At 40.5% G+C, this 26,068-nt stretch carries 34 protein-coding genes and 1 pseudogene; 19 read left to right on the forward strand and 16 right to left on the reverse strand.

The genetic code is table 11. The features are described from left to right. Positions 1-39 precede the first annotated feature (39 nt). Complete coding sequence (locus tag M313_RS0104425; protein ID WP_010192867.1) at positions 40-243, forward strand: hypothetical protein; 204 nt, start codon at positions 40-42, stop codon at positions 241-243. A 66-nt stretch (positions 244-309) separates the two neighbouring features. Here the strand turns inward: M313_RS0104425 and M313_RS0104430 are convergent, their stop codons facing one another. The 4 genes from M313_RS0104430 to M313_RS22680 all read right to left on the reverse strand — a co-directional run bounded on the left by M313_RS0104430 (position 310) and on the right by M313_RS22680 (position 4,398). Further along, complete coding sequence (locus M313_RS0104430) at positions 310-1,305, reverse strand: CgeB family protein (RefSeq protein WP_010192868.1); 996 nt, start codon at positions 1,303-1,305, stop codon at positions 310-312. Beyond that, on the reverse strand, positions 1,298-2,428 hold the full coding sequence (locus tag M313_RS0104435; RefSeq protein WP_010192869.1) for a polysaccharide pyruvyl transferase family protein: 1,131 nt from the start codon (positions 2,426-2,428) through the stop codon (positions 1,298-1,300). Before M313_RS0104435 ends, M313_RS0104430 begins: the two co-directional genes overlap by 8 nt. Positions 2,429-2,521: 93 nt before the next feature. Beyond that, positions 2,522-3,514: a non-hydrolyzing UDP-N-acetylglucosamine 2-epimerase gene (gene wecB / locus M313_RS22675; protein ID WP_010192871.1), complete on the reverse strand. Its 993-nt coding sequence runs from the start codon at positions 3,512-3,514 to the stop codon at positions 2,522-2,524. A 5-nt stretch (positions 3,515-3,519) separates the two neighbouring features. Then, positions 3,520-4,398 (reverse strand): glycosyltransferase, encoded by an 879-nt coding sequence (locus M313_RS22680; RefSeq protein WP_010192873.1) that lies wholly within the window; start codon positions 4,396-4,398, stop codon positions 3,520-3,522. 252 nt (positions 4,399-4,650) lie between these two features. Between M313_RS22680 and M313_RS22685 the strand changes: the two genes are divergently transcribed. Next, positions 4,651-5,361 carry a glycosyltransferase family 2 protein gene (locus M313_RS22685; RefSeq protein WP_157182413.1) on the forward strand — a complete coding sequence of 237 codons (711 nt, stop codon included), beginning with the start codon at positions 4,651-4,653 and terminating at the stop codon, positions 5,359-5,361. Between the two features lie 37 nt (positions 5,362-5,398). Here the strand turns inward: M313_RS22685 and M313_RS0104455 are convergent, their stop codons facing one another. Both M313_RS0104455 and M313_RS0104460 read right to left on the reverse strand, forming a co-directional pair. Next, positions 5,399-5,614: a hypothetical protein gene (locus tag M313_RS0104455; protein WP_010192878.1), complete on the reverse strand. Its 216-nt coding sequence runs from the start codon at positions 5,612-5,614 to the stop codon at positions 5,399-5,401. 20 nt (positions 5,615-5,634) lie between these two features. Next, positions 5,635-6,036, reverse strand: a complete 402-nt coding sequence (locus M313_RS0104460; RefSeq protein ID WP_010192879.1) for a hypothetical protein — start codon at positions 6,034-6,036, stop codon at positions 5,635-5,637. Between the two features lie 556 nt (positions 6,037-6,592). Here M313_RS0104460 and M313_RS0104470 point away from each other — a divergent pair. Beyond that, positions 6,593-7,309: a hypothetical protein gene (locus M313_RS0104470; protein WP_010192882.1), complete on the forward strand. Its 717-nt coding sequence runs from the start codon at positions 6,593-6,595 to the stop codon at positions 7,307-7,309. 1,269 nt (positions 7,310-8,578) lie between these two features. Here M313_RS0104470 and M313_RS0104485 read toward each other — a convergent pair. The 3 genes from M313_RS0104485 to M313_RS0104495 form a co-directional block, all read right to left on the reverse strand. Then, positions 8,579-8,785: a hypothetical protein gene (locus M313_RS0104485; protein WP_010192884.1), complete on the reverse strand. Its 207-nt coding sequence runs from the start codon at positions 8,783-8,785 to the stop codon at positions 8,579-8,581. Between the two features lie 46 nt (positions 8,786-8,831). Then, positions 8,832-9,353: a hypothetical protein gene (locus M313_RS0104490; protein WP_029326334.1), complete on the reverse strand. Its 522-nt coding sequence runs from the start codon at positions 9,351-9,353 to the stop codon at positions 8,832-8,834. Between the two features lie 143 nt (positions 9,354-9,496). After that, positions 9,497-10,237, reverse strand: coding sequence for a BMQ_0737 family morphogenetic spore coat protein (locus tag M313_RS0104495; RefSeq protein ID WP_010192889.1), 741 nt, complete (start codon positions 10,235-10,237; stop codon positions 9,497-9,499). Positions 10,238-10,414: 177 nt separating this feature from the next. On the opposite strand from M313_RS0104495, the gene M313_RS0104500 reads away from it, so the two are divergent. The 12 genes from M313_RS0104500 (at position 10,415) to spoVIF (ending at position 16,593) form a co-directional block, all read left to right on the forward strand. Then, complete coding sequence (locus M313_RS0104500) at positions 10,415-11,236, forward strand: coiled-coil domain-containing protein (RefSeq protein ID WP_010192890.1); 822 nt, start codon at positions 10,415-10,417, stop codon at positions 11,234-11,236. 92 nt (positions 11,237-11,328) lie between these two features. After that, positions 11,329-11,481 (forward strand): hypothetical protein, encoded by a 153-nt coding sequence (locus tag M313_RS25725; protein ID WP_010192892.1) that lies wholly within the window; start codon positions 11,329-11,331, stop codon positions 11,479-11,481. Between the two features lie 59 nt (positions 11,482-11,540). Next, positions 11,541-11,894, forward strand: a complete 354-nt coding sequence (locus M313_RS0104510) for a DUF1360 domain-containing protein (RefSeq protein WP_010192895.1) — start codon at positions 11,541-11,543, stop codon at positions 11,892-11,894. A gap of 110 nt (positions 11,895-12,004) precedes the next feature. After that, positions 12,005-12,457 (forward strand): YhcN/YlaJ family sporulation lipoprotein, encoded by a 453-nt coding sequence (locus tag M313_RS0104515; RefSeq protein WP_010192897.1) that lies wholly within the window; start codon positions 12,005-12,007, stop codon positions 12,455-12,457. 13 nt (positions 12,458-12,470) lie between these two features. Then, positions 12,471-12,947 carry a stage V sporulation protein AC gene (spoVAC, locus tag M313_RS0104520; protein ID WP_010192900.1) on the forward strand — a complete coding sequence of 159 codons (477 nt, stop codon included), beginning with the start codon at positions 12,471-12,473 and terminating at the stop codon, positions 12,945-12,947. After that, complete coding sequence (gene spoVAD, locus M313_RS0104525; protein ID WP_010192902.1) at positions 12,947-13,966, forward strand: stage V sporulation protein AD; 1,020 nt, start codon at positions 12,947-12,949, stop codon at positions 13,964-13,966. The genes spoVAC and spoVAD overlap by 1 nt, the downstream gene beginning before the upstream one ends. Beyond that, positions 13,966-14,322 carry a stage V sporulation protein AE gene (gene spoVAE, locus M313_RS0104530; protein WP_010192904.1) on the forward strand — a complete coding sequence of 119 codons (357 nt, stop codon included), beginning with the start codon at positions 13,966-13,968 and terminating at the stop codon, positions 14,320-14,322. Before spoVAD ends, spoVAE begins: the two co-directional genes overlap by 1 nt. A 28-nt stretch (positions 14,323-14,350) precedes the next feature. After that, positions 14,351-14,515 carry a DUF1657 domain-containing protein gene (locus M313_RS0104535; RefSeq protein WP_157182414.1) on the forward strand — a complete coding sequence of 55 codons (165 nt, stop codon included), beginning with the start codon at positions 14,351-14,353 and terminating at the stop codon, positions 14,513-14,515. A 31-nt stretch (positions 14,516-14,546) separates the two neighbouring features. After that, a complete protein-coding gene (locus M313_RS0104540; RefSeq protein WP_010192907.1) occupies positions 14,547-15,407 on the forward strand; it encodes a DUF421 domain-containing protein in 861 nt (286 codons plus the stop codon). 47 nt (positions 15,408-15,454) lie between these two features. Next, on the forward strand, positions 15,455-15,694 hold the full coding sequence (locus M313_RS0104545; RefSeq protein ID WP_010192908.1) for a hypothetical protein: 240 nt from the start codon (positions 15,455-15,457) through the stop codon (positions 15,692-15,694). 347 nt (positions 15,695-16,041) lie between these two features. After that, positions 16,042-16,182 (forward strand): YjcZ family sporulation protein, encoded by a 141-nt coding sequence (locus M313_RS24995; protein WP_010192910.1) that lies wholly within the window; start codon positions 16,042-16,044, stop codon positions 16,180-16,182. A 150-nt stretch (positions 16,183-16,332) separates the two neighbouring features. Beyond that, on the forward strand, positions 16,333-16,593 hold the full coding sequence (gene spoVIF / locus M313_RS0104555; protein ID WP_010192912.1) for a sporulation-specific transcription regulator SpoVIF: 261 nt from the start codon (positions 16,333-16,335) through the stop codon (positions 16,591-16,593). Positions 16,594-16,820: 227 nt separating this feature from the next. Here the strand turns inward: spoVIF and M313_RS0104565 are convergent, their stop codons facing one another. The 3 genes from M313_RS0104565 to M313_RS22690 all read right to left on the reverse strand — a co-directional run bounded on the left by M313_RS0104565 (position 16,821) and on the right by M313_RS22690 (position 19,580). Continuing rightward, on the reverse strand, positions 16,821-17,291 hold the full coding sequence (locus tag M313_RS0104565; RefSeq protein ID WP_010192915.1) for a hypothetical protein: 471 nt from the start codon (positions 17,289-17,291) through the stop codon (positions 16,821-16,823). A gap of 76 nt (positions 17,292-17,367) precedes the next feature. Further along, a complete protein-coding gene (gene sda / locus M313_RS25000) occupies positions 17,368-17,529 on the reverse strand; it encodes a sporulation histidine kinase inhibitor Sda (RefSeq protein WP_010192916.1) in 162 nt (53 codons plus the stop codon). Between the two features lie 164 nt (positions 17,530-17,693). Then, positions 17,694-19,580: an ATP-dependent helicase gene (locus tag M313_RS22690; protein ID WP_010192917.1), complete on the reverse strand. Its 1,887-nt coding sequence runs from the start codon at positions 19,578-19,580 to the stop codon at positions 17,694-17,696. A gap of 536 nt (positions 19,581-20,116) precedes the next feature. Here M313_RS22690 and M313_RS0104580 point away from each other — a divergent pair. Both M313_RS0104580 and M313_RS0104585 read left to right on the forward strand, forming a co-directional pair. Beyond that, positions 20,117-20,317, forward strand: a complete 201-nt coding sequence (locus M313_RS0104580; protein ID WP_157182415.1) for a hypothetical protein — start codon at positions 20,117-20,119, stop codon at positions 20,315-20,317. A 94-nt stretch (positions 20,318-20,411) separates the two neighbouring features. Then, complete coding sequence (locus M313_RS0104585) at positions 20,412-21,320, forward strand: MBL fold metallo-hydrolase (RefSeq protein ID WP_010192920.1); 909 nt, start codon at positions 20,412-20,414, stop codon at positions 21,318-21,320. Here the strand turns inward: M313_RS0104585 and M313_RS0104590 are convergent. The 4 genes and pseudogenes from M313_RS0104590 to M313_RS0104605 form a co-directional block, all read right to left on the reverse strand. Next, positions 21,290-21,991 (reverse strand): DUF421 domain-containing protein, encoded by a 702-nt coding sequence (locus tag M313_RS0104590; protein ID WP_034774319.1) that lies wholly within the window; start codon positions 21,989-21,991, stop codon positions 21,290-21,292. The two genes, M313_RS0104585 and M313_RS0104590, sit on opposite strands and share 31 nt — an antisense overlap. Before the next feature lie 115 nt (positions 21,992-22,106). Further along, positions 22,107-22,533, reverse strand: a pseudogene (locus M313_RS22695) (GNAT family N-acetyltransferase). A gap of 3 nt (positions 22,534-22,536) precedes the next feature. After that, a complete protein-coding gene (locus tag M313_RS0104600; RefSeq protein WP_010192925.1) occupies positions 22,537-23,058 on the reverse strand; it encodes a YjcG family protein in 522 nt (173 codons plus the stop codon). Between the two features lie 494 nt (positions 23,059-23,552). Continuing rightward, entirely contained in the window at positions 23,553-24,278 is a 726-nt protein-coding gene (locus tag M313_RS0104605; RefSeq protein WP_010192929.1) for an alpha/beta hydrolase, read from the reverse strand. A gap of 256 nt (positions 24,279-24,534) precedes the next feature. Between M313_RS0104605 and M313_RS0104610 the strand changes: the two genes are divergently transcribed. Together M313_RS0104610 and M313_RS0104615 are read left to right on the forward strand one after the other, a co-directional pair. Further along, on the forward strand, positions 24,535-25,308 hold the full coding sequence (locus M313_RS0104610) for an ABC transporter ATP-binding protein (RefSeq protein ID WP_010192931.1): 774 nt from the start codon (positions 24,535-24,537) through the stop codon (positions 25,306-25,308). Continuing rightward, positions 25,305-26,060 carry an ABC transporter permease gene (locus tag M313_RS0104615; protein WP_010192933.1) on the forward strand — a complete coding sequence of 252 codons (756 nt, stop codon included), beginning with the start codon at positions 25,305-25,307 and terminating at the stop codon, positions 26,058-26,060. The genes M313_RS0104610 and M313_RS0104615 overlap by 4 nt, the downstream gene beginning before the upstream one ends. The last annotated feature ends 8 nt before the right edge of the window (positions 26,061-26,068 follow it).

Here is a 26,068-nt window from a genome sequence, read left to right on the forward strand (position 1 = left end):
GACTATAAATGGCTATTTCTTTAAGGGAGTGAGCAGGATATGTCCATTGAAGTGCAACATGCCAACTTAAAGGTTGTATTTAAAAGAGGATTCACGCTGTCACCGGAGCTTAGTGCGGAAGAGGCATTGAAGGCTGTGTTGCAAGCAGTTAAGAATGGTGAGGCTAAAGAGGTTAATATAGCAGTGGAATACAGCGAAGAAGACGTCGATGCCCTTGCAGATTTAGAAGAAGAGGAAGAGTAGAAAGCTAATTGAATAAGAGGGTATGAAAAGAGGTCCTTTACAGCAAGTTCTGTAAAAGACCTCTTTTTAATTTTCTTCCCATTTTTTTTCGGGAGTTTTAAGTTGCACTTTTTGGAAGAAAGTCTCTAAACGCTGTTTCCAAGTGTGTTTTTCTGCACACTTATTTTGTCCTGCCAACCCAATTGCTTCTGCTTCATCAGGGTGTTGAAGGAAGTATCGAATTTTCTTAATCAAGTCTGCCTCATCTGAGTATGCGATTATTTCTTTTCCGTACTCAAAAAAATGTTCCATCTCCTCAAAGTACTCAGTAAAAATAAGTCTTCCTGTCGCGGCGGCTTCGAATATACCTACTTTAACATTGGTGTATCCAGCCCCTGTCAAAGGAAAGTTGACTACCATTTTAGTAGAATACATGGCTTTGAACCATTCATCATCATAAACTGGTCCCATGGAAGGGAGGGGCCATCCTCTTCCAAATATTTTACAACGGAAGTTTTCCTGAAGGGCTTTTGCTGCTTCCAACCGGTTAGGACGGAAATGTCCAATAATAGATACATCAGATTTATATTTATTGATTGGCTTATGTGGGGTGAAAAACCTTGAATCAATAGCAAAGGGCATATAATGGGTGTTGTTGATTCCAGCTTTCTTGTACATCTCCATAGCTAGAGGGGAGTTGGTTGTATGATGATCAAATTCTCCCACAAAGGATTGAACAGACGGAAAAACATCTGGGTCACTTAATGTAAATCCGATGATTGTACAATATTTTTTTAATTCCTCCAAGACAGTCTTCTCAAAAGTCAATCCGCCGGCGCAGAATAAAATAACATCTGGTTTAAAAGCGGTAATTTCCTCTTTTATTAACTCCCATTTCACATAGACAGGACCGTGGCCGCCAAAGTTTTTATGAGGATTATAGATTAAAGAAGTTCGTTGAGAAAGGTTTATTTCTAATAATTCATGTCCATTTTCCTCAAGTCCCATAAAAATACTTTTTACTATCCCTGTTCTTCCCTCTGTATATCGTCCTATAAAGGCAATCTTTAAAGATCTAGTCATGCCTGCTCAACTCAATTGCTTTTGTAAGTACGTCTTTATTGATTTTTTCCCGTTCTTGTAGAATGGCGAGTTTATCCTGCACCACTCTTTTGTGATGACCAGGGTTGTTTAGGATGTCCTGAATAATCTGTTTGAAGGAGGATAAATCATAGTTTGATAAGGAATGACAGTAGGTAGGTAACTGTATTTCCTGGAAAAATTGTTCTACCTTTCCGTCGTAGGATATTCCTACACTTGGAACTCCTTCATATATAGAAAAGATATTAGCATGAAGTCGCATCGCAATCATCAAATCCAATTGTTTACAAAGGTACTTATATTTTTTAGGCGAAGAGCTATACGGCAGTACTTCCGCGTTTCCAAGTTCTTTGGCGATTTGTTCTGCTTTCACCACTTCTGAAGGCAATTTATTAAAAGGCATCACATAATAGGTAATGGGAACAGTCTTGGCTAATAAGTGTAGATAATGAATAAACTGCTGCTGAAATAATTTCGCGTCCTGTTCTGCGTATGTCCAGTTTCTCAGATTGATGCCGACTTTCACCTGTTTGTTGATGTTAATCAAATTGCCTTCATTGGTAAAAGTAGAACCAAGCCGGGTCACTGGATCTGCGGTCAATACTTGCTTAGTGACGCCCACTTCTTTTAACAACTGATAAGACTCCATATCCCTGACGGTTATATCATCTGCCAATTCACCGATCCACTTCATCGCGGTTCTGGAGATCGGTTGTTGGAGCGGTCCAACACCAATCCCATAAAACATGACGCGTATAGCCATCATTTTCGCAAGAATGATAGGATACGTGTAGTAGTTGATAGCCCCTCTTTGGTTCGTAAATAGGTTGCCAGGGTCAAAGGAGTTATAATCCTGAAACAGACCTCCTCCACCCACGATAAGAAGAGAACAGGTTTCCAGTTCTTTGCTTACAGCCGGTATGTCCGTACCAAGCACATATTGAATAGATTCTTTGCCATAATAGGCGGGGATGTTTTTGGAGCGGATACTTACGACAATCTCGATCTTGTCATTTATTTCTTTAATCGTTTCTATGATAGCCTCAAGGATGGCATCGTCTCCTGCATTTCCTGCTCCGTAAAAGCCATGGATGAAGATTTTCATGTGGATCCTCCTGTCATGATGTCCAAAATTTTAGCGCTGATACCTGCCGTTCCATAAGGGTGTTTCCATTTAGTTAGCGTGTTTAATGTGGTCTCAACTATTTGTATTATTTTTTTTGTTGTCATATCCTGCAAGTGTATTGGCACCACAATCCACTGTTTCAGGTCTTTCCGTATTTTCTCTAAGGGTGATACATGGGGTTCCTAGAATACAAGATTCTTCTTGCAACCCGCCGCTGTCTGTTAGCACGATTTTGGCATGTTGTTGCAAATGGATGGTTTCCTGAAAATTTGGAGGTGGATCTAGTACGAGAACGTTTGGGTGATTAATAAGCCATACTAGGATGTTATTTTTTATGAGTATTTTCTTTGTTCTTGGGTGTAGAGCGAAGACCACTGTATAGGGCGTGTGAGTCGCTAGATGTAGGAGGGCCTCCATAATCCCATTTAAACGTAAGTTGCTATCTGTATTCTCCTGGCGATGGCATGTGACAAACAGGTAAGAATCGGATTGTAATGAATGCTTCTCTAGTATGACTGGCGTGATGCCTTGCGAAATGTAGGTAACGGCGTCCACGATTGACTGGCCAACAAGGTGGATGCCTGTGTTAATGCCTTCCTTTGATAGATTTTCCACTGCGCCTTCAGTTGGACAGAAAAGGTAGTTGGAAAGGTGGTCCACAAGCACTCTATTGGTTTCCTCCGGCATAGACCTGTCATAGCTTCTTAAACCGGCTTCTACATGGGCAATTTTCGTAGCCGTTTTACAGGCAGCAAGACTTGCAGCAAGTGTGGTATTTGTATCCCCATGCACGACAACAAGATCTATTTTCTCCTTTAAAATAAGTTCTTCCATCTTCAACATAATTTTTGCGGTTGTTTCACTATGTGAGCCAGATCCGACGCTTAAATGATGGTCCGGCTTTGGCAGTTCAAATAAATCCATCACCATGCCATCCATAAAATAATCGTAATGTTGGCCAGAATGAATGAAGAGATGGTTAGGATCTCGTTTTTTTAATTCCTTGATCAAGACGGCCATTTTAATCAACTCTGGCCTCGTTCCCACTATGACGGCTATTTTCATCACATTTAGTCGTCCTCTCTAATGGTTTTAATCTGAATTCCCTCTATTAAGGAAAGAATGCTATTGCATCGGTGTTCCCAAGTGTTGGATAACGCAACACGTCGGCGAGGGGTGGCATCACCTGGGGTTTCTAAAAGACTCTTTACTTTTGCAATGAAATCCAAGTGACTGGTACCGATTGATATAACTTCTTCATATTTTCTACACTCTGGTAAGTTGGTGGACACGACGGGTTTACCCGTGGCAAGGTATTCATACATCTTCACCGGGTTGGTCGCAAGCGTTATAGAATTCACCTTAAAAGGAATGAGACATACGGAAAAAGTTTGAAGGTGCTCTGCTAATTCGTCGTGTGGAAGGTGCCCTAAATAGGTGATATTCGGGACATCATGCAACCGGAACTTTTTATCAAATTCAATTCCTATTATTACAATATTGCTAGTGGGAACTGCATATGCAAGCTTACGTATCAACGCTTCATCAACCCATGGTGCCCATGCGCCGATATAGCCGATAACCTTTTTGGACATAGGAGTTTTTAATTTCTGTAAATGGAGTCCCATACTTTCGTCATAGGCATTGGGAATAAGTTTAATCGTTTTATCGGGATACATCTTCCTTAACCTTTCATGTATCCGATGGGCTGTGCATGTAATGGCATCAGCTTTCTCTACCACTTCTTTTTCATGTTGCAAAGATATTGCAAAGTCATCTACACAGTCGTAGATGATCCAGTCTGCCCGATAAATATCTAAAGTATCAGCAAGTTTAGGCCAGGAACACCAAACTCCAACTCTTCCTTCTTTTCTAAAAAGGGGAAGGGTTTCTGTTACCCAATGATGGTGATTATGAACGAGATAAAGGTTAGGAAGGAGTTGTTCCATCTCTTTTTTCTGCTTGAGTTTTATTACAGTAAAAAACACAATATTCTTTTGAAGCGAATCTTGTCATCAACTGTTGAGGACGTTGCTTCATGAAGGTCCAATCGATGATAGGTGGAAAGATAATAATGTCCAATATCATCCCTCTTTTCTAACGACTACAAGTTCATAAGTGAACATATTCTACATATAGTGTATGTGCAGGGGAGATGGTGGTGTTATGATATGCGCGGATATAATGGATATTTTAGGGGAATGAATACTGAAACGAAATTCAGTGTAGTAATCTGTACCTATAATGATGCGAGATATCTTCCGAAAGCGATAGAAAGTGTAATCGACCAACAATTTTCCGATTGGGAATTAATCATTGTTAATGATGGATCAGCGGATGAGACTCTTGAAATGCTTAGACCCTATAAAAACCATCCCAATATCCATATCATTTCGTTGACAGAAAATAAGGGAAAGGCATTCTGTCTAAATATTGCGTTAGGAACTGCGAAGGGTACATGGTTAATAGAGCTCGATGCTGATGATTGGTTGCCAAAGGGAGCATTAGAAAATATAGATGAGATTGTTGAGATTGGAGTAGAAGCATATTATGGGAATTATGTAGAATGGAGAGAACAATTTCGCGATAAAAAGCTTTCTTTTTCTAAAGTAATAAAAGGGATGTCAAATTTCCAAGCAATAACTTATTTGGAGAATGCCTATCCACTTGCGCCGCGGATTTATAGAATAGATACATTACGAAAAATTGGGGGATGGCACACAAAGGATATTTATCAAAGTAGATTGTATGAGGACGTCTATATCTTATGTGCGATAAGTAAGCACGGGAAAGTAGCGCATGTGGATAGACTTTTATATCATAGAAGGTTAAGAAAAGGGAGTGTTACGGAAGGACAAAAGGGTATGTTCGAAAAGTGGAGAGAATGGGTTAGAAAAGAACTATCTATATAAAAGGAGACGATCCGTATAGTTATCGTCTCCTTTTAATTTATTGCAAATTGAGTTCATCTATTACCCGGACGCCTTGTACATTGTCTAGGAAGATGGTGACCAATTCGGTTGGAGTTACATAGGAGCCGTTTTGTACTTCCACCACCATGGAATTTCCGTTTACAGAGCGCAAACGTCCAAAAGGTGTTTGGTTCGGAAGGTAGACTTCCACTGCTCTGTCAATATACTGCGCTAATATCTCTGCAAAATTCATGTTCTTTCCTCCAATCGTCCTTATACTGTTTCTACACTTCTATATGGAACAATAATGACGTCCCCATCAGGTGCAAGTACCTCAGCTACATCTGTACCGGCTGTAAGGACCGTTCCGGTAACCGTTCCAAACGTTGCGGCAACAGTTACGACCTCACCTTCGTTTTCTTCGAAAAATCCTCTTACTTCACCTGGTGTAAGATCACCATTTTCTATTTCATTTATCAACCTTCTATTTTCAGCAATTAGTTGTGCATTACGTGCCACTAGCCTCTCTAAAGCTACAATTCTTTCTTCTAATGAACGGATAGTGGAATTAGAATTATCGCAGTTTCGCTGTGGAGAGGAAGATCTTCTCGTGGAACATCTGAAACAGCAACAAGCCCCTTCATGACGTGAACTTTCTACATAAAGTATTCCCATTATAAAGCCTCCTTTATTTGTAAAATTGGCAACTAGACTCCCTTATTAATCTATTCAACTAGTAATAATGTGTCCATGTGTTTCAGCCCTTTTTTCTATAAAAAAGAACAAGTACAAACGTTTTGATACCAAACTGAATAATTTGTAAATAGACATGAAGAAAGGAGTGAGAAGGAAGATGAAAGCTATACGTGTGATGGGTCAAAAGAAACTAGTATCAGAGGAATTAATTGAAAAAAGAAACAAAAAGCAAGAAAAGAAAAAGAAAACGTGGAAATGTTACTTTTAAATATTAGACTGTTTTCCTAGTATCTCTACTTTAGGGTGGGGGTACTATTTTTAGTTGGGTATTTACTAGTGAGCAAAATACCCACAAATGCTTATGTAGCAAGGATCTAGACGTTGCAGAAATCTATCAGCCCGTATTCACATTCCCTATCAAAATGTACCATCGCCCATGGACAATCGCTGATACAACCCCTGTGCACCACAATATACTATAAGCGAGAGGTATGAAAATACCAACAAAATTTAATATTCCAAGGAGGAAGAAGATATGAGTTTTTATTATGAAAAAAAGAAAAGATGGAGTGAAAAGGATCATTGTAAACATGAAAAGGACAGTTGCTGTGGGAAACCTAAGCATAAAGACGACTGTGTTTTAGTTAATAAGGTGATTTGTTCTAAGTCAGTACAAAAGACGGCAGAATTTGCACTCCCGTTTGCTATTGGTCCACTGGGTGCAGCGGGTGTAGGCTCTATTACTCCTGAAGCGCTTGCTGGAATTCTAACCCCTCTATTAGGTGTAACTGTTACTGCAGCTCAAATTCTAGCTGGCTTAATTAGTGTCAGGGTAAGACCTGTTTTCAGCGAAATTGAAAGCGAAATTACAGTCGTCAGAGACAAAATCATTAATTTAGGGTTTGTTCCTGCATTTCTTGAGGTAAGAATAGCCGGAGTTCTGGAATTAAGTCTGCCAATTCGTATATATTTCCAAGAGCATACAGACTGCCCAGGAGTTTGCCCGGGAGATACGGTAACGGAAACTCCTTATGTTGTAGAAGCAACTCTTGATCAGGAATTAATCCAGATTGAAAACGGTAACCTTGTTATCAATCTACTTTTATTTAAAGCTATCTTGCGTACCACTATTACAGCAACACGTCCAACTCTAGTAGACCCTTATGACCATGATTGTGTTCGTGATGTAAATGAATACCGTTGTGAGCCTAATGGAACTCCTAGGTTGATTAATTTTCCAACTGGAGATTAAATAAAAGTAAGAAGCAGTAAGCAATATTAGCTTGCTGCTTTTTCTATGTGTGCCGGGCATGGCAATTATCTAGGTGGTGAAAGTTAACTATTGGGGTACTCATCGCCTAACCACTAAGGAAGCGCAAGAACACTTATCAGGAGGTAAGGGCTGGAGGAAGTGGAATAAAATCTTGGCTCTACGAACAGAGCAGAAGTCAAATTATTCATGAAGATCTGAACAATTTAAAGTGTTCGACACCACGAATGCGTTAGTGAACTACTCCGAGTTAATGGCGAAAGTTTGAGCGTACCTAAAAGGTAACACAAAAGGAGTAATAGGAGAAACGGTATGAAACTTTTAGAAAAATTACTAAATAATCATAATATGAACGAAGCCGACTTACGTGTCTATAAAAACAAGGTGCGAGTGGGGTGGATGGATTAACGGTCGACGATTAAATCAATACTTTAAGAGAAAAAAAGAACTGAATCAGCGCATCAGAACAGGAAAATACAAACCCAAAGCTGCCTTAAGAGAGCAAGCCCAAAAGAAAATGGCAAGATGCGCAAATTGGGAATGCCAACAATAGTGGATAGTGGAGTTCAATAAGCCTTTCATCAACTATACAGTCCAATTTGAATAGCACTTCAGCAAATTCAGTAACTGCTTTAGACCGAAAAGAAGTTGTGGGATTACAAATATTATAAGTTTAGAATTCTACAGATGGACACGATTGGGGTGTGGCATTGATTCTGAAAAATTTTTAGATACAGTCTTCCATGACAAAATTCCAAAGGTAGCTTCGAAAATTAACAAAGCGAATTGGAGTATACGGTTTGACTACCTGATATTAAAACTAAAACAAGTCATACTTTGGTGGGTTAATTACTTTAGAATCTCAAATAAAAAAGATCGATGATTGAAATATATAAGAAGCTTCGCTCTTGAATTAGAGTTATCATTTTGAAGCGATGGAAGGTATCGAAGAAACAAATCAAATTGCTTGTTCAACTAGAAAATTCCTTAAGAAGATACGAAAAGGTTAACTTTCTGCTTAAGAAGTTATCGGTACATCGGACTCTCAGAGCCATCTCACACAAAAGATTATAGCAGAGGGCATTTTCCTCTGCTTTATAGCATTATCTAAAAGTACAAAATGTAATATAAATTGAAACGGAACCGTATGTACGATAGTGTGAGAGGGGTGAAAATAATTAAAATATATTTTCCCTCTACTCGATTAGCTTACAACTCTCTTGTGCAGAGTAGATTAGATTTATGTTTAAATCATTGTAAATGAATCAGAATCTTATTCTGGCTTTCTATTCCTTTAATAATTCCATTACTATAAACAAAACCCTGTACTTTTATTCTCCTTACACCTTCCCAATTGTTTACTGTAACTCCAAACCCACTAAACACCAATTTTTCATGCGGTAATAACTCACTCTTTTTAATAGATTTAATCCAATACTCTCCTTTATTTTTTATCATCTCTCTCCAATCCTCTGTTGCATATACCCAATCCATATCTTGTTGCTTAGCATTGTTTTTGTTGTATAGATTTTGGATTAGAAATCTTTCCAGATAAAGTAACGTTTTGGATGGGGGTCACTTTTAAACAGACCAATACATCTGTCATTTTTTTTTTACCTTTATTGACTACTATAAAATCACTGAGAATATCTAAATTGGAACTATCAATAGGGGAGAGGAAAAATGAACAGTTAAATATACTATAAAAGTCTAGAGATTTTTCCTTTTTATCTTCACTTGAATGTAAAGGGAATAGCTGTAAATCTTTCCTGATTAACCTTTCTTCCTCCAATTCCACCTCCAACTCCATCACTCTCTTCCGCAACCTCTGAATCTCCCCTTGTAACTCCGCAATCTTCTCACCATTCAACTCCCGTACCTTAGCTTGAAGATACTTATTCCTAACAACCTCCTTCTCTACTATCCTCTCCAGCTCACTTATTCTATTTTTAGACTGTCCAATTTCCGCTCTATAATAAATCACCTGTTGCTTTGCTCTAAACAACTCACTGTTTGGATCCACCATTCAACACTCCTCACAAGTATGTTTACACCATCTTATGTACCGGACAATCTTCCTTATGAACACAATAGTAACAGCCAAAGAGTATCGGATGGTATTCCGATCCTTTTGGCTGTTCTAAAAAATGCTTAATTTGTATGTGGAAGTTATCTTGGGCGTCTATGTGCTGGGAAGATTTCTGGACACTGTTCTGGAAATTGTTTTGGAGGGCAGATTAGGCCTTCGATAATTTCCTCGCGTGGGCGGCAGATTTTTGCTTCCACTTCTAATTTAACGTCTGCTTCCATTTGGATGTCTAAGCATAGTGCAAGTGTTACGTCTAGTTGTGAGAATTCGTCTGTTGCGATTAGGTTAGAATCGCACTCAAAATATGTTACGTGGCAATCTAGCTCTGTGCCTTCTGGAGCACATAGTAGGAATGTTTGGACGCTTGCGAAAGGCAATGCTTTGGAGCAGCATCTTACGCGTCCTTGAGCGTCTACTAATTGAACGGTAACAAAGCCTTTGATTAGAACTTTAACGCGTTGTAATTCGATTTCTGTGCCGTCTGGTAGTTCTACGTCAACAGATTGACGTCCACCTGGTTGCTCGATTTCCTTGCAGATAAAGCCTTTGTGATGGCGGTGGTGGTGTGCTGCCATTACATCGATTTTACGACCGTGATCGTCGGATAGGTAACATTCCACTGCTAAAGGACCAATCTTTGGATCTATTTCACATAAAAGGTCAGCAATGTTTGCATCATCTTCATGTTCCCAATCGCATGCAAAGATTCCTTCTAAATCAGAGTTACATATACTTTTAGGGGAAACCTGCACTTGACGAGTTACCCAGTCGTAAACTTTACGAGCCTTAATGCAGACTCTTTCAGTTTCTTTATGACTCACTAAAAACTCCTCCTATTCATTTAATACCCATTTGGGTTACGGGACTACTGTATAGTATGAATTTGGTGGGTAAGTGTGCTGAGACAATAACCCAAATTTTATTTTTGCATCAGTTAGTCATATTTCCCAAGCTAATGGAATTACTTTTAAAAGGGAGAGTTTTTGGGAGGGATAAGCATGAAAAGCTTTAAAAACGATGACAAAATTATTTTACAGCAGAAAATCATTCATTTAGGTGCAGAAGTAAAGCGCCTTACTGCAGATGTAGAGAAGCTTAATAGTAAGTCTCTCTTGAAAAATATAGAAAAACAAAAAGATGAATACGAAGAAAAAATCCAACAACTGACAGATCAACTTGTCAAATTGGAGGAAGAAGAGAACGAAAAAGTCTCTAATCTTCAAAAGGAAGTTGCACAATACAAAGGAGAGCTTGCAAAGCAAAAAGAAGATCATCAGGGAAAACTGATGACCATTAGCAATGAAGTGTTTCAGCTTAAGCAACAATGTGAAATAGAACGAACGGCACACCTAAAAGCAATTGAGGCGAATGAGGCGTTTGCGGAAGAGCTTGAGGATTTAAAGATGGAGCTTGATAAACAAAGTACCATAAATTCAGACCTTGAAAAAGAATACGAAATGGTAAAAGAAACGGTGAAAGGGTTGCTTGTGAAAATTGAAAGCTCCAATCAGGCGCATGAAGGGTACCAAAGGATAGCGGAAATCAATGATCAGCTGGAAGCCGAAAATCAGTCTTACCGCAAGTTGGTTGCTGAGTTGGAAGAGGAAGTTAAAACGCTACATGATGAGAAATCTCTTTTATCAGATGATTTAAAGAAGGTCAATGAGTGCGTAAGGGAGTTGGAAAAGAAAGGGGACCAGGTAATTCACGAATCCACGAAGGTTTCCAGTCTAGAAAAGAAGAAATCAGCTCCACAAACTCCAGCACATGATCCGAGAATGCAATCGTGGTTCTATAATAATGTTAAAAAAAACACATAAGCCTATACGAGTGATGATAGATGCGGAAAACCTTTTTGTCGAAAACGCATAAGATAAAGTATCTTATACTACGAACAAATTGGAGGTTGCATATGAACTACTATCATTATTCAGGCCAACCAAAACCTACAGCTGGTCAGGTGAAAGTGATTTCTTCAAGTAATAAATCCTCTTCTTCTAATAAGAAAAAGAAATCCTCCGGTTGTGGCTGCGGTAAAAAAGCGAAAGTTATACAGGAAGATTAATTTCAATACTACTATTTCCCCTTTTCATACATATCATCAATATGAAAGGGGGAATTTTTTTGCTTGAAAGCTGGTTTTGGTTTCTTCTGCTTGGACTTGCCAGTTTCCGTTTAACCAGGCTGATTGTGTTGGATAAGATTGCAGGGATTATCCGAAAACCTTTTATGGAAGAAATTGAGGAGAAGAATGATAAAGGAGAAATAGAGGAATATATCATCATTAAAGGAAAAGGACTCAGACGCTGGATTGGAGAACTTCTGAGCTGCTATTGGTGTACCGGGGTTTGGGTGACAACATGTTTGTACCTTTTGATGACGTTTTATCCTTTTTTAGGGGAGCCTGTGCTGATAATTTTTGGTGCTGCAGGTGTGGCTGGGATTCTAGAAAGTATCGTGGCAAGAATGATTGATTAAATGTGGCTCTCCTTAGGGAGGGCCTTTTAAAGTGGAGTTTTCGATACATAATTTCGGTGGCAGATATAAATATTAAGAGATAGAGTAATGACGCAAAATGAGGTGATGAAGTGAAAGCGGTAGCGTTTGTAGTGATATTGGTGTTGTTTGTGAGTGTGTTAGGAGCGTGTGGGCAAGGTGAGGTGAAAGAGAGAGTAGAGGACACTGTCATGAGGACTTCTAACGAACAAAAGGAGAAATCAGACAAAGAAAAACGGGCTGAAGAGATTGCCAAAGACTTTAAAGAGGTAAAAGGTGCCGTGGCTTATGACACCGAAGATGAGTTGGTGGTTGCGTTTCATGTCACACAGTATCAAAAGTTTTTCACAGAGAAAATTGAAAAAAAAGTAAAAAAAGCACTGGAAAAAGAGTTTCCAGATGAAAATGTGGTCGTGTCCCATGATTTAAAGATTCGCCTTGAAATAGAAAGGCTTAGAAGAGATGTGGAGCAGAAGCAAATCTCAGAAAAAGAACTGGAAAAGCGGATTGAGAAAATGAAGACATTACGAGAAGAAAAAGCATAGGAGGTGCCATCAAGTGAGCAAGAAGGATAAGCAACTAACACCTGAACAGAAAGCCTATCAGAAGTTGGAACAGAAGATTGAGTTAAAGCGACCGGTTTGGAAGAATTGCATCATTGCCTTTTTGGTGGGTGGCCTCTTTTGTATTGTGGGACAGGCCATACAACTGATGTACATATATTTCTTTAATTTTACCGAAGTGACGGCTGGGAATCCGACTGTAGCGACCATGATATTTATTGCCATGTTGCTGACAGGATTCGGTGTGTATGACCGGATTGCACAGTTTGCCGGAGCGGGAAGTGCGGTGCCTGTAACAGGGTTCGGAAACGCCGTTATTTCAGCGTGCATTGAGCATAAAACAGAGGGTTTCGTGCTTGGCGTCGGATCTAATATGTTTAAGCTTGCGGGATCGGTTATTTTATTCGGTGTATTCTCAGCCTTTGTGGTTGCACTGGTGAAGACCATCGTGGTCTCGATAGGAGGGTTCTGATGCTACAGGGAAAACAATCATGGGTATTTGCCAATAAGCCTGTTATCACCTCAAGTGCTGCTATTGGTGGCCCTTTTGAGGCGAATGGCTTGCTAGCGAATGATTTTGATATGCTGCATAAGGATTTGTGGCTAGAGCAGGAAAGCTATGAAAAAGCACATCGTGTGTTGCTGGAAGAAGCGTGTGAGACTGCGCTGAAGAAGGCTGGGTTGTCATTGCCTGATGTGCAGTTTCTACTGGCAGGCGATTTAATCAATCAGATGACGCCATCTAATTTTGCGGCAGAGGCGATGGAAGTTCCCTATCTTGGCGTATTTGGGGCGTGCTCCACTTCTATGGAAGGGTTGGCACTGGCTAGCTTTCTTGTGAACTATGGGGGAGCAAAGTACTGTTTAACAGGTGCTTCAAGTCACAATGCGGCTGTAGAGAAGCAGTTCCGTTATCCGACGGAATATGGCGGTCAGAAGCCTCCGACCGCGCAATGGACCGTTACAGGTGCTGGTGTGGGGCTTGTGAGCTGTGTTGGTGTGGGTCCGCAGGTTACTTCAGCTACAATCGGAAAAGTGATTAACATGGGGCTTGCTGATCCGTTCAATATGGGAGGCGCAATGGCTCCTGCTGCAGTGGATACGATTGAAGCTCATTTTAAAGATACAGGCAGGGATCCTTCTTATTATGATCTGATTGCAACGGGTGATCTTGGTGAGATTGGCCGAGAGGTTTCATTGGAACTATTGAAGGAAAACGGGTTGCAGATTACTGACGAGCAATATCAAGATTGTGGGTTAATGATTTATGATAAGAGCCAGCCAGTTCTAGCAGGGGGTAGTGGAGCGGGTTGTTCCGCAGTAGTGTTGTATGGACATTTATTGAATGAAATGAAAAAAGGGACGTACAAACGAATTTTGCTCGTTGCCACAGGTGCATTGCTATCTCCGGTTTCTTTTCAGCAGAAGGAATCGATCCCATGTATTGCTCATGCAGTGTCGATTGAAATGGGAATGGGGGGTGTCAGCTGATGTTATTATCGTTCTTTTGGGCGTTTGTTGTGGGAGGGCTTATTTGTGTGATCGGACAAATTATGTTCGATGTGTTCAAGCTAACTCCCGCACATACATTAAGCACGTTGGTGGTAGCTGGAGCTGTTTTGGATGGTCTAGGATTGTACGAGCCGTTGATTGCCTTTGCGGGAGCAGGTGCAACGGTTCCGATTACAAGCTTTGGAAATGCGTTGGTGCATGGTGCGTTGGAAGAGGCTGAGAAACATGGGCTTGTCGGTGTGTTGACTGGGATGTTTGAGGTGACAAGCTCTGGTATTTCTGCTGCAATCGTGTTTGGTTTTATCGGTGCATTGTTATTTAAGCCGAAAGGATAGGAAGGGATTGTTTGCGGTGGATGAGAAGATGATGCTTACCTATAACCGGGCAAGTCTGAAGATGATTCGAAACAATCTTCATGTGTATGCGATGGAAGCGAGTGACCCTGCGGCTCAAAACACCTACCACGAATCGATGATGAAAATTGATGACCTGCTTGCGAACATAGATTTAAAACTGAAGGAGATATAAAAGGGTAACTATGTAAAGGGAGGGGTTTGTGGTGCCGCAGTGGCTAGAGGTTGCTATTAGGTCGTTTGCGATTATTGTGGGGTTGTTTTTGATTACGAAGCTTCTGGGGAAAAAGCAGCTGTCAAAGCTGTCTTTTTTTGAGTATATTGTTGGTATCACGGTGGGGGACATTGCCGGGACGCTGTCGATGGATCGGGAACTGGATTTGAAGAACGGTGTCACAAGTATATTAATTTGGTCCTTGTTTCCGCTGGTGACCTCACAAATTTCTCTCCATAATAAAAAGTTCCGAGATTTTGTAGAAGGTAACTCAACCGTGTTTATGCGAGAGGGAAAAATATTGGAAGATAACTTGAAGAAGGAAAAGTACACGATTGATGAATTCCTTGAGCAATTGCGTAAGAAAGATATATTTTCAGTAGAAGATATTGAGTTTGCCACGCTTGAATCAAACGGTGAGTTGAGTGTGCTTTTAAAAAAGGAGAAGCAACCTGCTACATACAGGGACCTATATCCAGATACTCCAGATCAAATAGAACCTCAAACAGTGATTATGGACGGAGAAATCTTGGATGAGTCGCTTGCTCAGATAGGGTTAAACCGGGCCTGGCTGGATGCGGAACTCGAAAAGCGAAATGTTCTTTTGGAAAATGTGTTTCTCGCTCAAGTGAATGCTTGGGGAGCATTGAGTGTGGATTTATATAATGATCATATAAAAGTCGCGCCGTTGAAAGAAAAAATGTTAACACTTGTGACACTTAATAAATGTTCTTCAGATTTTTCTTTTCTAAGTGTAACTGCGGGTTCATCGGTAAACAGAGCATTTTATCAGAGTGCTACTTCTAGTCTTGATGAGCTAAGCCGGAAGCTGCGCCCATTATTAAAGGGTTAAGCTACCGGCTTTTTTTTCATTCATATAATAGCTTGAGGTGAAGTGTGATGAGCGAATTTGATTTTGGAGAAGAACATTTAAAGTTTCTATTTGAGCGGTGGAAGGTGGATGAAGGAATTACCGAGGCAGGCAAGCAGGCGAAAATAAATATCAGTACCGCAGATGAAGGATTTATGCATGTGCAGCAGATAGAAGCAAAGATGAAAAAATACATTGGGAACCTTGAGCGGTGGATGGAAGGGAAAGCGAGTACGGTTGCGCCGGATTTTGAGGATGATGATGAGTGAATTTTATTCATGCGAAGTGGGAGAGGTAGATGTCCCCTTCGTTTTTGTTGTTTTTTCGGGAAAGTTGTAGAAGTTTTTCTTTTTGTGGTAGAAAGTGGCGTATTAATGGTAGAAGCTGCAGGTTAAAGTGGTAGAAGGTGTGCCGGGAAATGTAGAAGGTCACTTGGGAAATGTCCAACCGTGAAAAAGTGCATCAATCTCCCGATGTCATGATAAACAGTAACCTCCAGATCTCCCCCTTGCTAAAAAAATTCCGCAAAACCGCACATTGCCCGTAAAAGCGCCCATACCGTTTTGGTAAAAGTACATATAGTAATAGGGAATCTTCATTAAGGAGGTGCGAGATTATGGGTTACTATGGAGGCTATCCTTATGGTGTAGGTGGCGCTGGCTATGGCTACGGTTGTGGCAACCAAGGCGGCACATTCGTGTTAATCGTTGTTCTATTCATTCTTTTGATCATCGTTGGTGCATCTAAATTCTATTAATAGTTAATTAGTGGGAATAAGGAAAGTGCGGGATTTGTCCCCGTGCTTTTCTGTTTCGTCCACCGCCACAGTAGTGAGTGATGAATTATTAGAGGCACACCGATAGGCTCTCTCACATACAATGTGATATATCCGAGAGGAGGATGTTTGGTGGATAATAATATTTTTAAGGGCATTGAGAAGAAAACGGGCGTGAGCATGAAGGACGTATTTGAGCTTGCTAATTCTATGCAGAATGCGAATTTCAAAGACGAGCAGACGGTGCGTAATTTGGTGTCTCGTGTAGCGACGTTGGCGAATAAGAAGGTACCTAAGGAATTGGAAGATAAGATTGTTAATACATTGATAAATGGGAATAAGCCGGTTGATATGGGGACTATTTCGAAGATGTTGAATGAGAAGAAGAAGTAAGAAAACATCTGCCTTCCACTATTGGAGTGGGTCGGGCAGATGTTTTTTTAGTGTTATCTGGATAACTCCCTGATAGCTTCCGTTCCGGGGGTTCGCTTTCCGTGGGCGGTCCGGAAGCCTCCTCGGCTGCGCCTGTGGGGTCTTCCCTGTCCCTTCTCCCACAGGAGTCTCACCCCCTGCACTTCAGCTATCAGGGGGTGTACTCTCACACCTGCTAAGTACTAAAATTACTCTATCGTCTCCAAGTCCCCCAACACGACATTGCGGTCGGCGTCTTTGTTGATTTGTGCGGAGGCTTCTTTTGCCAGGTTCAGATACTTTTCCTTTGCTGCAGCCTCACCACTTATGCTGTATGCGCGGGCTAGTGCTTCGTATGCGAATGCGAGGTCAAAGTCCTTGATGTCATGTTGTAAAACGATTTCTAGGTTTCTTTTAGCATGCACGAGGCAAGGTTCAGCTCGACGTAGGACGGCGTAAACTCTTGAGATTTGCCATTCGCCTCGGGAGAAGTTGACCGGTTCGCCGATTTCGCCCCAGTGGAAGCGGGAGGCATGGGCTTTATGTATCATTTGAAAATCTTCTTCTGAAGTACGGTCCGTCTTTTCCATCAGATCCCATACTTCATTGAATAAGTTAATAGCGGTTTTTCTATGAAAAGTATATTGAAGATCTTGTTCTTCCTGTGTGACGTTGGCCATTGTACAACTCCTCTTTATTAAAAATTATCTATATACTCTAAATAGTATCATTTTTAAATAAAAAAATGGAGCATTATTAGTACAAGCATTCTTCTTTTCGTTTCAGTAATTCAGCCTCCAGTAGTTGAATGAAATAGTGATCTAGATTTTCCGCCTTCGCATTATCGTATGCAAACTGGAGAGATTCATCGGACAGTTTTGTGATGGAACAGTTATGGTGAGGATCCAATGTTTTCAAAAGAATATTCCCCTTTCAACTCATCTATAAAGGGTACATACCCAGATAGGAGCAGATAAAACGTAATTTTTCACTATTCAAAAAATAAAGCTTTTTCTGCTGGTTTTTGTTGACAAAACGAAAAAAGCGCAATCCTGAAAATGAAGAAGGATTTGCGCTTTTTATTAGAGAATATCTTTAATAAATCTAGTCATGTATGCCTTTTTTCCACGGCGATTCATCGGGACGGATAGTTGCAAGGTTTCCTTTGCTCTAGTCATTGCCACATACAATAGTCGTCGTTCTTCTTCAAGAGCCCCGAGTTCACCGTTACGGTAGGATTCTAAGGCGAAATCATGAGGAAGGCTGCCATCGACAGCACTAAGGACATAAACGTTCGTATACTCCAGTCCCTTAGAACGATGGATGGTGGAGAGGTGGATGGCATTGGAGTATTGCTTGCTGAGCCTTTTCATCTCATCCGTCTTGGCAATCATATCTTCCACATGGTCAAGAAATTCAGTGATGGTCTTGAACTTACGGGCAACCACCTTCAAATCACGAATGTCATCGGAGCCTTTTTCAAGAGCGTTCCCCTCGTTGCCGCGCTTTTTAATGTAATCATCAAAGCCCATATCTTTTTCAATCATTTCCAGTGCGACTGAAGGGGAGACGTTTGCAAGTGTTTTAAATAGTGGGATGATCCGATTGATTTTTTTTACTTGAAAAGGCTGTACGTTGGTCAACTTACTCAATGATTTTACTAAACTGCAATCTTCCAAAATACTGATGGCTTTGGCATCTTGGAGATTTGATTGCTTGAGGAACAGGGCTGGTAGGATATCTGCTAACGCCTGTACATCATTGGAATCACGACTCAAACGCAAGAAACCGAGAATACCCTTAACAATCCTTCTTTTATAAAAGCTTTCGTAATCTTGATCAAGCTTGAATGGAAGACCGGATTGGGAAAGCCTCTCAAAAATTGCGCGTGCGGCACTATGTGTCCGGTATAGGACAGCAAAATCATTCGGAGTGGCCCCTTGTTCAATTTGTTCCTTCATATCTTGCACGATAATGGTGGCTTCTTCTTCCTCGTCGTAAGGATAAAAAAGTACAGGAAAGTGCTTATTGTCACGTTGAGCAATCATTTTTTTCACGCGGCGGTTCTTGTTTTTATCAATTACCTGATTGGCTGCCGCAACGATGGTGTGCGTTGATCGGTAGTTCTCGGAAAGCGTGACGACTTGTGTAGAAGGAAAATCTCGATGAAAGTTCAATATATAATCGGGACTACTGCCACGAAACGCATAAATAGACTGATCATCATCCCCTACTGCACAGATATTCCCGCTTTGGGCCAGTAGTTTCATTGTTTCATATTGCACCTTATTAATATCCTGGAACTCATCAATTAAAAAATATTGAAATCTTTCCTGATATTTCGCGAGAAGAGCTGGATTTTCCATCAATAGCTCATAACATCCAAGCAACATATCATCAAAATCAAATACATTCTTCTCGCGCTTCCAGTCCTCATAGTCCTGATACAAACTCTTAAACTGCTCTTCTAGCTTACTGGTCGGTTTTATCCCCTTTGGTGTCTGCATATTATTTTTCCAATAGCCGATTTGCTGTATGGCCTGATCAAATGGGAAGTCCTTTTCATCCAAACCAAGCTTGCGACCGGCCTGTTTTAAAAATTGCTCTTTTTGCCAATCCCATTTCAATAAGTTGTCGCCGTTCCATCTCTCAGGGTGATGGTGTTGAAGCATTCGATAGAAAATACTGTGAAACGTACCAGTTAGGAGGCTAGCGAACATTCTTGAACCCGGTGACTCGTATAATCGCAGTCGTTCCTTCATTTCATTGGCTGCCTTGGCTGTAAAAGTAATCAGCATGATGGATTTTGGGTCGATCTTTTCCTCCTGGACCATATAGGCGACACGAGTGATTAATACCCGTGTTTTTCCGCTGCCTGCACCTGCTAGTACTAGCAGCGGCCCATCTACTGTTGAAACAGCTTCTTGCTGGGCGGAATCTAAAAAGATATTTTTTTCTTTGTAATCCATGGAAAAACCCACTTATATTTGAATCGCTTTTCGTATGTTCTTTAATAAAGATGGGAAGATGTGTAAGCGGCTTTGGAGCTTTCCAAGTTTCTGTTGGAGTTTCTTTTTCCGCTATAACCGTTCTGGATTTAGGGTAACGAAATCCATTGCGTTCCACATATTCTTGTTTTGGTGTAACCGCTGTTTCTGTCTTCGGTATTTTTTCTTTCATGAGCAATAGAAGCATCTATGTGATAAAAATGAGGTTCTTTTCTAAGGCCTAAATAAAAATTTGACACTCTCACCACAGATTTTGCATGAGAGATCGCCCTTTACACTGGCGTCGAACACCTCTTGATACATTTCTCTAGCCATTGTTTTTATATGTATGTTTCGTTCTTTCCAAACAGCAGATTTCATACGTGTAGACTCCTTTATAACCGTCAATCTTATCCATAGTACCACATATTATATAGAGAGAACACGAGTCAAAGGAAGTTTGTGTTATGCAAAAACAGGGAAAATTTATAGGTAGAATAGGGAAGGGGAGAAATGTGATGGGATATGTATTACCAGTTCAAATGGATGCCTACACACAATATGCGAACCGAACTGTTTCAGAAAAACAACGGATTAAACTTGATCCAGTATTCAGACCAGCTTTCTATAAGGTGGATCCGCAGCAATCATGGGAAGAAATCCATAGAAATTTGCAACACAATCAGGTTAATCGAAAAAAAGAAAAAGCAGGATTCTGACATTTCCGATAAATTATTGGCCGACATAACAGGAAAAGGCCGCTTCTTTCACGAAACCATATAAAAGTCCAAAATTTTGGGGAGTGTATGTTACGTGGAGTTTCATCCGATAACAGATAACGTTTATTATTTTCAAGGGTCCGTTAATATTGGATATGTCCATTTTTCTTCTGGAGAAGGAATGCTTATTGATGCAGGCCTTGAAGAACAGGCGATGAAAAAAGTGCTGAAAACGCTAAAAAGTAAGGAACTTCCAATAACGCATTTATTCATTACGCATGCACATGCGGATCATTATGGTGGAGCGGAATACTTGCAAAGGCAACAAGAGGTCTTTACCATCGCACCTAAATTTGAAGCTGCCATCTTGCAAGAACCGATGCTAGAGCCTTTGTACCTGTTTCATGGTGTGAATCCAATTCAAGAATGGCGCAATAAGTTTTTGGAAGGAAAGCCGATAAAGGTGGACTTAATTCTCGAAGAAGCAGGTGAGGTGAGTGTGGGGGAGTCGCGCTTTCAAACAGTCGACTTGCCAGGACACAGCTACCATCAATTAGGCGTGATCGTCGAGGATATTCTGTTTGCTGCAGATGCCTATTTTGGTGTAGAAGTCATACATAAACATGGCATTCCTTATATTGTTGATGCTAGACAAACAATGGAAAGCCTTGAAAAAATAAAAAATCTCCCGTGTGCAGGAGCAGTTCCTGGTCACGGGAGTTATGAAAAAGATTTTATTGCTACTATTGATGAAAATTTACAGGTTCACCACGATATCGAAAACTTACTATACACGCTTGTTAATCAAGAGGAAGACGGCATATCCATTGAACAGTTAGTGACAAAAGCTTGCACTGAAAAAGGACTTACTATCCGCAATGTCCCGTCATTTATGTTGTTCCGAACAGCCGTCACTGCATACCTAACCAAATTGATTCAAGAAGGACGTGTGGAGTTAATTGTTTGCAACAATCAATTGGTCGTAGCATCTTCTTCTGAATAAGGCATGACATAAATTGGCTTTCCTTCTTCCCACTCGGCAAACACGATGTCTTTTGGGTTGTGGTAGCCGATTTTTTTAATTTCGTTTAAAAGCCATTGCTCAGACAGGTTGAATTCATCTAAATTGTCCTTTAATATTTCTCCATCAGAGATAACCGGTATAGGTAGTGTGACCGCTTTTAAAGGAATGTTCATGTCTTCGTTTAGAGGTTGAGCATACTGGTGCTTTTTTAATACACTGACGGTACCGTCTGTTTCCAAAATGGCATATTCGACTTCTTGTATGGAGAAAGCTCCTTTTGAACGGAGCAGGTGCCTAAGTTGGTCTATATCTAGTTTGGATTTTTTTAATTCTTTTTTGTTGATGATTCCTTTATGTATGACGATAGACGGTCTTCCCTCTAATATTCCTCTTGTTTTCCTTATTTTCTGTGTAATCGTTTCAAGTAAAAAGATCAATATTCCCCACAATCCCAACGTAAAAAGGATTTTTACAACACCAATATCATTATCATATAATGCGTTTCCTACAAGTTCTCCTAATACAAGTGCTGAAATGAAGTCAAAGGGTGTTATTTGCGTGATTTGTGTTTTTCCGAGCAACTGGGTGATTGAAAATAGTGCAAAGAAACCGATTACCAATTCTACTGCAATACGACCGTAGTCCATCATCATGATTATGTCATCCTTTATGTTGGGTCCTTGACAGTAGTATTAGTAAGGAGCGGGGAAAGTATGAAAACAAAAAAGATATCTCTCGAAAGGTTTCCCTTAGAGAGATATCTTTTTAGATGTTTTTCGTCATGGTCACGTGGGGGATTCCTGCATCCATAAAAATGTCGGAAACCGTTTCGTATCCAAGTTTCGCATAAAAGGGTTCTGCATGTGTTTGGGCATTAAGCTTTAGGACATGCATCTCTTTTGTTTTTGCATATTCTTCAATGGTATTCATGATAAGTCGTCCTGCACCTTTGGAAGTTCGATGAGAAGGAAGGACGCAAATTCGCTCCACCTTACCTATGCCCTCGACAATTCGAAAGCGACCAGCACCTACTGCTTGGTCCTCATCATACAAAACAAAAATGAGTGGAGTCTTCTTCGTATTGATCAATTTCTTCTTCCAGAGGCACATTTTGTTCTTCCACAAAAACCGTTTTTCTAACAGAATAGGCATCATGCAGTTCTTTTTCTGTGTCTACAACTTGTACATGCAAGGGTCAGCAATCCTTTCCAAAGCGGAAGGTTTCATAAACCGTCCACATACCATCTTCTAATTGGTAGAGAAGGTGGAAGCGGTCAACCATCTCTTCATGTTCAATATTGGTCATTTTTAATTGACCTAAAACGTCAGAATGTTCATCATCAGACAAATTTTGTCCGATCGTAATATGAGGCACATAGGAAAATTCACGGTTATCTTGAAAATATCCCTTTCCGGAATGAAGCTTTTCATGTAAGGATAACAGTTCATCTGTTGGATCGACTTTAAGGTAAATGACATTATTTACTGGAGCAAAAGAGCTCACCTTGTAAATGTTCAAAGGGATTGGTGTGGTATCTTTTGCGATAGCTGCAAGCTCATCGGTTACTGATTTCATATCATTTTCATCAATTTCGAATGCCGTTTTTAATGTCACATGTGGCGGAATCAGTGCGTAGTGAGCGTCATAACGTTTTCGAAATGAGTTTGCGAGATCTTGTAATTTTTTGGTCGGAAAAATTGCTATTCCATATTTCATCCAATATCCCTCCTATTAGCGTTTGCAATATAGTAACTTATGTTCTTATTTTATCTTAATTTTTTTCAAAAGAATAGAAAAGTTTCCCTTTCATGCTTAAATAACTATTGTTATTGGATAACTCCTGTAGTTTTCCGTTCCGGATATTCGTTTATCCAGAGGGCGGTGCTTGAGCCTCCTCGCTGCGCTGGAGGTCACTGAAAAACCTAGTAACCAATCTTTTGGATAATTTATAGCTGTTGATTGGAGCAATAGGCGAAGACTCCTACGGGGGAGTAGCGACAATGTTGAGACCCCGCAGGTAGCCCGAGGAGGCTCAAGGTCGCCCCGTGGAAAGCGAAGCCGTTTGCGGAAATTAACAGCGGTGTCTTAAAAAAATCTAACATCAAAGACTTTTTCAGTGGCCAACTGCGCTGTGGGGTCTCAAGTCTACCGCTACCTCCCGCGGTAGTCTCATATCCTGCTCTCCAAACTACAGGGAAATCTTATTTAAATTATGAAAGCATTTTGGGCAGGGCTTGTTTTAGGTCTGGTTGCCAGTAGGTCCAGGTGTGTGTGCCTTCGAATTCTTCGTAATAGACGGAGAATCCTTTTTCTTTCATTAGTGTATGGAGAGCACGGTTTGGTTCGATGAAATTTTTCTTCTCTCCACTAGTTGTAGGAACTTCCGTTTCCTTTGTCCCGATTACATGGTAAAGGGATAGGAAGGAAGGTTGACTGAATTCTTCTACTTTATTCATGACCTTTTCGTCTACATAAGGTGATTGCATGATGACTTTGCCGAATGTATGCGGATATGACAGAGCGGTCATTAGTGACACAGTTGCTGCTAAGGAATCCCCAATTAGAGCTCGTCCCATTCCCATTTGATAGGATGGATATTTTTCATCAATATATGGTGTCAGTTCATGTGCAAGAAAGCGAATGTACGCACTGTTTTTGCTTCCGTCTGGATGATACTTTTCCCAACGATCTTTTACGTCTTTGTATGGGATACCGACGATAATGGTATTTTGCATTTCATTTGCGGCAAGCAGTTTGTCGGTGGTGCTGCCGATGCGGCCCAATGTGAAATAATCTTTTCCATCCTGTGCGATAAGGATGTTGTATTTATATAGTGGTGAATAGTTAGCTGGTGTATAGACCATTAGTGTCATTTCTTCATTAAGTTCGTTGCTGTGTAGTGTGAACTCCTCAATACGTCCAACGTTTTTCCCCATTGTTCATTACCTCCTGTGATGCCTTTATCTATTGTGGTAAGCGCTTTACCGTATACTATAGCACATTTGTATCCATTTTGTTGAATGGTAAGCTTTGTTGCGACAAATTACACTCCGGTCAACCGGGAGAAAATTATTTTAATTATTTTCTGTCAATATATTGACCTTTTTCACATACGTTATATAATATATTTTATCCAATTAATCCGATTAAAGTAATGTGGATTATATGAAAAGTGTGAAGTAGGTGCAAATGTTGTTTTTACAGATCTCTAATATTACAAAAGTTTATACACAACAAAACGTTGAAAACAAAGTACTTTCATCTATAAATGTTGACATCCAAGAAGGAGAGTTCGTTTCCATTCTGGGGCCATCTGGCTGTGGGAAGTCTACCTTGCTTTCGATGGTGGCAGGATTACTTAAACCTACAGAAGGAGAAATCCGACTGAAGGGATCGGTGATTACAAAGCCAGGGAAAGATAGGGGGATGGTGTTTCAGCAGGCTGCCTTGTTTCCGTGGATGACCGTAGAAGAAAATGTTCTTTTTGCCATCCGTGATATGAAAGACAAGGAAGAAAGAGAGAAGAGAGCCCTTCATTACTTAAAAATGGTGCAGCTTGGCAGTAACCTCAAGCAATACCCGCATGAATTATCAGGTGGAATGCAGCAAAGAGTATCCATTGCACGAGCACTTGCCATGGATCCGACGGTTCTATTAATGGATGAACCATTCGGCGCATTAGATGAACAAACACGTTTGCGTCTTCAGCAGGAACTGGAAACAATCTGGTTGCAGACAAAGAAGACTGTTTTGTTTGTCACACATAGCATTCATGAGTCAATTAAACTCTCTGACCGGATCCTTGTGATGGGAACAAGGCCTGGAACTATTATTGCAGACATTAAAGTAGATGCTGCCCGTCCGCGTTTACGGACGAATGAAGAGGTTGCACATTTAGAATCGCAAATCAGCGCCATGTTGGAAAAAGAGATTGATAAGGTTGTAGAAGAGGAGTTGAGACGATGAAAGCTGGAGTAAAACGCCTCATATTCTTTGCCTCCTTATTTATCATTTGGGAAGTGGTGGTGCTTATAATCGGTTGGTCACCGGCTGTGATGCCGAAACCATCAAATGTAGCAGTAGCACTATATCAAGGGTTTATGGATAAAACATTACTTTATGATTTAGGAGCGAGTTTTAAGCGTCTCGGAGTGGGACTGTTTTTGGCACTCATCATTGGAACACTGCTTGGGATTTGGCTTGCCAAATCAAAAACGGCAGATGAAACAGTGGGGACGCTTGTCCTTGCGTTGCAAAGTGTACCTAGTATTGTCTGGTTGCCTTTAGCGATTATCTGGTTTGGGTTTAATGAAACAGCTATCATTTTTATCGTTACTTTAGGTGGAACACTCGTCATGACAATTAATATGAGGATGGGAATTAAAAGTGTCCCGCCTTTATATATAAAAGCTGCTTCCACAATGGGTGCAAGTGGTGTAGAGATGTTTTGGAAGATTATTTTACCTGCATCTGTACCATACGCGGTGACAGGAGCGAGGCTTGCTTGGGCGTTTGCTTGGAGAGCGCTGATGGCTGCTGAATTACTGAGTATGGGACCAGGTTTAGGATACACGCTGAAATATGCAGCTGATTTTGGTCAAATGAGTCTAGTATTCGGCGTTATCATCATCATCTGTGTGATTGGTTCTGTGGTAGATCTAGTTATCTTCCAGCGCTTCGAGAAAAATGTCATCAAACGCTGGGGCTTGGATTCATAAATAGCGAG

This window comes from Bacillus sp. m3-13 (assembly GCF_000175075.1).
Lineage (GTDB): Bacteria > Bacillota > Bacilli > Bacillales > Bacillaceae_I > Sutcliffiella_A > Sutcliffiella_A horikoshii_C.